The 6361-nt window shown below is 69.6% G+C and carries 6 protein-coding genes; all 6 read left to right on the forward strand.

Annotated features, from left to right (window positions below; translation table 11 throughout):
• Positions 1–191, forward strand: a 191-nt coding sequence (locus JWQ05_RS04940) for a hypothetical protein (protein WP_299655405.1), incomplete at its 5' end; no start/stop codon positions are given.
• A 135-nt stretch (positions 192–326) separates the two neighbouring features.
• A complete protein-coding gene (gene hpnA, locus JWQ05_RS04945; RefSeq protein ID WP_299655408.1) occupies positions 327–1352 on the forward strand; it encodes a hopanoid-associated sugar epimerase in 1026 nt (341 codons plus the stop codon).
• Positions 1349–2260: a squalene synthase HpnC gene (gene hpnC, locus JWQ05_RS04950; protein ID WP_299655412.1), complete on the forward strand. Its 912-nt coding sequence runs from the start codon at positions 1349–1351 to the stop codon at positions 2258–2260. Before hpnA ends, hpnC begins: the two co-directional genes overlap by 4 nt.
• Entirely contained in the window at positions 2257–3111 is an 855-nt protein-coding gene (hpnD, locus tag JWQ05_RS04955) for a presqualene diphosphate synthase HpnD (protein ID WP_299655415.1), read from the forward strand. Before hpnC ends, hpnD begins: the two co-directional genes overlap by 4 nt.
• Entirely contained in the window at positions 3111–4415 is a 1305-nt protein-coding gene (gene hpnE, locus JWQ05_RS04960; protein WP_299655418.1) for a hydroxysqualene dehydroxylase HpnE, read from the forward strand. Before hpnD ends, hpnE begins: the two co-directional genes overlap by 1 nt.
• A 39-nt stretch (positions 4416–4454) precedes the next feature.
• Positions 4455–6361, forward strand: a 1907-nt coding sequence (gene shc / locus JWQ05_RS04965; protein ID WP_299655421.1) for a squalene--hopene cyclase, incomplete at its 3' end; no start/stop codon positions are given.

A 6361-nucleotide genomic window follows, 5' to 3' on the forward strand; every position in this document is an offset into this window, starting at 1 on the left:
ACAAGGGCGCCCTCGATGCGGGCCGGGTCCGGGTGCGCACGCTGACGCTGCCCGACACCTACCAGGACCACAACACGCCCGACGCCATGTACGCCGAGGCCGGCCTCGATGCCGCCGGCATCGTCTCGACCGTCAAGGCCGCACTACCCGAACGGAAAGCCGGTCAGTCGGGCCGCTTGCGCCTCGCCTGAGGCGCGACCCTGGCGTGTGTGGCCCCGCTGCGCTTGTCCGGTGTCGCGTTCGATGACAAAAGCACGCCATTCGCGGGTTCGAAGTTCGCTTCGGGCCCGCCGTCGCGTCGATGATCCTCAGACCTTACGAGAGACATGCCTCAGGCGACCTCTTCCGGCCCGTTCGATGCCGGCCCGGTCCTCATCACCGGCGCGAGTGGATTCCTGGGAGCGGCCCTCGTCGACGTCTTCCGCAAGGCGGGCTTTCCCGTGCGGATCATGGTCCGCGCTACCTCCGTGCGCACCAACTTGACCTGGACCGATGTCGACATCGTCGAGGGCGACATGCGCGACCGGGCCGCCGTGGCGCGCGCGCTCCAGGGCCAACGCTACCTCGTGCACGCGGCCGCCGATTACCGGCTCTGGGCTCCCGACCCGGAGGAGATCGTGGCGACCAACCGCGACGGCGCCGTGATCCTGATGGAAGAGGCTTTACGCGCTGGCATCGAGCGCATCGTCTATACGTCGAGCGTCGCCACCATCAAGCCGCACGACGACGGCACGCCCGCCGACGAGACCCGCCCCCTCACCCCCGGCACGGCCATCGGCGCCTACAAGCGCAGCAAGGTTGTGTCCGAGCGCGTTGTTGAGGAGATGGCGGCGCGCAACGGCCTGCCCGTGGTGATCGTCAATCCGTCGACCCCGATCGGTCCCCGCGACGTGAAGCCGACGCCGACGGGGCGCATCATCCTCGAAGCGGCCCTCGGCCGGATGCCCGCCTTCGTGGATACCGGACTCAACCTCGCCCACGTGGACGACGTCGCCGCCGGGCACCTGGCTGCGCTCCGGCATGGGCGAATCGGCGAGCGCTACATCCTGGGGGGCGAGAACGTCCTGCTGTCGCAGATGCTCGCCGACATCGCCGGCATGGTCGGCCGCAAGGCTCCGACCGTGAACCTGCCGCGCGCGGTGGTCTACCCGATCGCCTTCGTGTCCGAGCAGATCGCGCGCTTCACCGGCAAGGCGCCCTTCGCCACCATCGACGGCATCCGGATGTCGCGCTACCGCATGTTCTTCTCCGACGCCAAGGCCCGCGCGGAACTCGGTTACACCGCCCGGCCCTACCGCGAAGGCTTGTCCGACGCGATCGCCTGGTTCCGTCAGGAAGGGCGCCTCGCATGAGCGCGACGATCCAGACGGCCACCGAGGCGCGCACCGGCAAGGGCTACCGCGACGAGAACTTCCCCGTCGCCTCTCACCTGATCCACCCCAAGCACCGGGGCGCCATCCTGGCCTTCTACGATTTCGTGCGGGCCGGTGACGATGTCGCCGACCACACGGGCCTCGCGCCCGAACGCAAGATCGCGCTTCTCGACGCTTTGGGCGACGACCTGACCGGCGACCGCCCCTCCGATTCCGCCGCCGAGCCCCTTCGGCGGGAACTCGCCGCGCGCGGGCTCGGCCCCACCCACGCCCTCGAACTCCTCGACGCATTCCGGCTCGATGCCCGCAAGAACCGCTACGCCGACTGGAACGAGTTGATCGCCTATTGCCGGCTCTCCGCGATGCCGGTCGGCCGCTACGTCCTCGACGTGCACGGCGAGGACCGCGACGTGGTCTGGGGACCGTCCGACGCGATCTGCGCCGCGCTGCAGATCATCAACCACCTCCAGGATTGCGGGAAGGACTTCAAGGCGATCGACCGGGTCTACATCCCGCAGGACGCGCTGGACCGGCATGGCGCCGCGATCTCCGAACTCGGCGCCGACAAGGCCTCGCCGGCCCTGCGCGGCGTGATCCGGGACCTCGCCGAGAAGACCATGCTGCTCCTGGACGAGGGCGCGGTGCTGCCCGACCTCATCGCGGACCTGCGCCTCAGCCTGGAGATCGCCGCGATCCATCGTCTGGCGGTCGTCCTCTGCCGTGGCCTGATGGAGCGCGATCCGTTGAGCGAGAAGGTCCATCACGGCAAGGCCGCCTTCGCGCTGACGGCGATAGGCGGCATCGCCGCGACGCTCGCCCGCCGCCCCTTGCGGGGGCGGATCCTCAGGGCTCAGGCCCAGAAGACGGGCAGAGGGAGCAATCGATGAGCGCTACCATGTCCCCGACCGCCGAGCCCGCGCCCACCGACGTTGCGGCCCTGCCTGCGAAATCCTCGTCGTTCTATACCGCGATGCGCCTGCTGCCGGCCGAGCGTCGCGAAGCGATGTATGCGGTCTACGCCTTCTGCCGCGCCGTGGACGACGTCGCCGATGATGGCGGTCCCTCGCCGGTGCGCGCCGCCGAACTCGACCGCTGGCGCGCCGAGATCGACGAACTCTATGCCGGGCGCCCGACGGCGCGCGTCCAGGACCTGGTGGTGCCGATCCGGCGCTACGGCCTCCTGCGCGAGGACTTCCAGGCGGTGATCGACGGCATGGCGATGGATGCCTTCGAGGACATCGTCGCCCCCGACGAGGCGACCCTCGATCTCTATTGCGACCGGGTCGCGAGTGCGGTCGGGCGCCTGTCCGTGCGGATCTTCGGCGTGGCCGAAGCCGATGGCATCGCGCTGGCCTACCACGAGGGCCGGGCCCTGCAACTCACCAACATCCTGCGCGACATCGACGAGGATGCCGGGCGGAACCGCCTCTACCTGCCGCGCGAGAAGCTGGCGGCGATCGGCCTCACCAGGCCCACGCCGCAATCCGCGATCGACCATCCGCGCATCGGCGAGGTCTGCGCGGCGGTCGCGGCGGAAGCCGAGGCGCATTACCGTGCGACCTGGGAGATCATCGCGCGCTGTCCGCGCAAGGTGACCAAGGCGCCACGCCTGATGGCCGCCGCCTATCGCCTCTACCTCGACGCGCTTCTGGCACGGGGCTGGCAGAAGCCGCGCGCCCGGGTGAAGCCGGGCAATCTCGCGCTCATCGGCGTCGCGCTGCGGCACGGGATCGTCTGATGGCAGGTACGGTCCACGTCGTCGGCGCCGGTCTCGCGGGGCTCTCGGCCGCCGTCTCGCTCGCCGAGGCGGGGACTCGCGTCATCGTGCACGAGGCCGCCAAGCAGGCCGGCGGGCGCTGTCGCTCGTACTACGATCCGACTCTCGGCCTGACCATCGACAACGGCAACCACCTGCTCCTGTCGGGCAACACCTCGGCGCTCGCCTTCATGCGGACGATCGGTGCGCCGGAGAGCGCGCTGAGCGGGCCGGACGAAGCCGCCTTCCCCTTCGCCGACCTGAAGACCGGCGAGCGCTGGACCTTGCGCCCCAATGCCGGACGGGTGCCCTGGTGGGTGCTCCAGGCTTCGCGCCGCGTGCCCGGCACCTCGGCGCGCGACTACCTCGCCCCGCTCGGTATCCTGAAAGCCGCTGCCGGCAAGCCGCCGGGTCAGGGCGGTACCATCGGCGAGAGCATGACCTGCGCGGGCACGCTCTACGACCGGCTCTGGCACCCCGTGCTGCTGGCCGCCCTCAACACGGATCCACGCGAGAGCGACGCCGGCCTAGCCGCGACCATCCTGCGCGAGACCCTGGGTGCCGGCGGCCGGGCCTGCCGGCCCTTGGTGGCGGTGGGCGGGCTTTCGGCGGCCTTCGTCGATCCGGCGGTGACCTTTCTGACACAGCACGGAGTGGAGCTTCGCTTCGGGCACCGCCTGCGGAGCCTGGGCTTCGGCAACGGGCGCATCGAAACGCTCGCCTTCAGCGACGAGACCATCGCCCTCGGCGCGGACGATTCGGTGGTGCTCGCTCTGCCACCGTGGGTCGCGTGCGACCTGCTGCCGGGTCTCGCCGCGCCGCAGAGCCACCGGTCCATCGTCAATGCGCATTTCGCCGTGGTTCCACCGCCGGGCTCTCCGTTACTTCTCGGCGTGGTGAATGGACTGACCGAGTGGCTGTTCGCCTATCCGGATCGACTGTCCGTCACCATCAGCGGCGCGGATCGACTGCTCGATGTACCGCGCGAAGATTTGGGACGTCGGATCTGGGACGAGATCGTGACTTTGACCGGACTTGCGCCGGAACTGCCAAGCTGGCAGATCGTCAAGGAGAAGCGGGCGACCTTCGCGGCAACGCCTGCCGAGGCCGCGCGGCGCTCCGGCGCCGCGACGGCTCATCGAAATCTCGTCCTGGCAGGCGACTGGACCGCGACCGGCCTGCCTTCGACGATCGAGGGAGCGATCCGTTCGGGAACCACGGCGGCGCACGCACTCGCCCGAACGGGTGGGACGTGCGCACGGGCACCGGCACGCGGCGCGGCGTGAGGTAAGGCGGCCGCCTGTGCGGCCGGTGAGGCGAGGACGATGCGGGACGCATTCAAGAAGGTCGAGACGCTGCAGCGTCCCAAGACCCAGGAGATCTCACTCGAGGACGTCGAGCGCGGCGTCGTGCGTGCGACCCAGGCGCTGTCGGCGCTGGCGCACGAGGACGGGCACCTGTGCTTCGAACTCGAGGCGGATGCCACCATCCCCTCCGAATACATCATGTTCCACCAGTTCCGGGCCACCGACATCCCGCCCGAGCTGGAAGCCAAGATCGGGAATTACCTGCGCCGCACGCAGGGCAAGCACGGCGGCTGGGCGCTGGTCCACGATGGGCCGTTCGACATGAGCGCCAGCGTGAAGGCCTATTTCGCCCTCAAGATGAGCGGCGATTCCATCGAGGCGCCGCACATGCGCCGGGCCCGCGAGGCGATCCTGTCGCGCGGGGGCGCGGCCAATGCCAACGTGTTCACCCGCTTCCTGCTGGCGCTGTTCGGCGAGGTACCGTGGCGCGCCGTGCCGGTGATGCCCGTGGAGATCATGCACCTGCCGCGGTGGTTCCCGTTCCACCTCGACAAGGTCTCGTACTGGGCGCGTTGCGTGATCGTGCCCATGCTGGTCATCCAGGCCAAGAGGCCGCTGGCCAAGAACCCACGCGGCATCGGCATCCCCGAGCTGTTCGTGGCGCCCCCGCAGACGGTGCGCACCTGGCCCGGCAGCCCGCACGCGACCTGGCCGTGGACGCCGATCTTCGGCGCGATCGACCGCATCTTGCAGGTGACCCAGGGCTACTTCCCGAAGAAGCGCCGCGCGCGCGGCATCGACAAGGCCGTGGCCTGGGTGAGTGAGCGCCTGAACGGCGACGATGGCCTCGGCGCCATCTTCCCCGCGATGGTCAACACCGTGCTGATGTACGATCTGCTCGGTTATCCTCCCGATCATCCGCAGGTCTGCATCGCCTGCGAAGCCATCGAGAAGCTCGTGGTCGTCAAGGAGCACGAAGCCTACGTGCAGCCCTGTTTGTCCCCGGTCTGGGACACGGCGCTGGCGGGCCACGCGCTGCTGGAAGCCGGCGGCCCGGAGGCCGAGCGTCAGGCTCGGCGCGGCCTCGATTGGCTGAAGCCCTTGCAGGTGCTCGACATCAAGGGCGACTGGGCGGCGGGCCGGCCGAACGTGCGCCCCGGCGGCTGGGCGTTCCAGTACGCCAACCCGCATTTCCCCGACCTCGACGACACCGCCGTGGTGGTGATGGCGATGGACCGCGCCACCCGCCAGCACGGCCTCGTCGCCGACGTGCCGGATTACGCCAACTCCATCGCACGGGCACGGGAATGGGTCGAGGGCCTGCAATCCAGCGATGGCGGCTGGGCGGCGTTCGACGCCGACAACAACCATCACTATCTGAATCACATCCCGTTCTCGGATCACGGCGCGCTCCTCGACCCGCCGACCGCAGACGTGACGGCGCGCGTGGTGTCGATGCTCTCCCAGCTCGGCGAAACCCGCCAGAGCTCGAAGGCCCTCGATCGCGGCGTCGTCTACCTGCTCAACGACCAGGAGGAAGACGGCTCCTGGTACGGGCGCTGGGGCATGAACTTCATCTACGGCACCTGGTCGGTGCTCTGCGCCCTGAACGCGGCGGGCGTCGATCCGGCCTCCCCGGAGATTCGCAGGTCGGTGGCATGGCTGATCCGGATCCAGAACCCGGATGGCGGCTGGGGCGAGGACGCCTCGTCCTACAAGATCGATCCGGCCTTCGAGCCCGGCTATTCCACGGCCTCGCAGACGGCCTGGGCGCTCCTCGCGCTGATGGCGGCCGGCGAGGCGGACGACCCCGCGGTCGTGCGCGGCATCAATTATCTCACGCGCACCCAAGGGGCCGATGGCTTCTGGTCCGAGGAGCGCTACACCGCCACGGGCTTCCCGCGCGTGTTCTATCTCCGGTATCA

This window comes from Methylobacterium sp. (assembly GCF_028290105.1).
In the GTDB taxonomy this organism is placed as follows: domain Bacteria; phylum Pseudomonadota; class Alphaproteobacteria; order Rhizobiales; family Beijerinckiaceae; genus Methylobacterium.

Bases quoted from the DNA above. Each gene is read 5' to 3' on its own strand.
- hpnE (WP_299655418.1), top strand. From the start codon at position 3,111: ATGGCAGGTACGGTCCACGTCGTCGGCGCCGGTCTCGCGGGGCTCTCG.
- hpnC (WP_299655412.1), top strand. From the start codon at position 1,349: ATGAGCGCGACGATCCAGACGGCCACCGAGGCGCGCACCGGCAAGGGC.
- hpnD (WP_299655415.1), top strand. From the start codon at position 2,257: ATGAGCGCTACCATGTCCCCGACCGCCGAGCCCGCGCCCACCGACGTT.
- hpnA (WP_299655408.1), top strand. From the start codon at position 327: ATGCCTCAGGCGACCTCTTCCGGCCCGTTCGATGCCGGCCCGGTCCTC.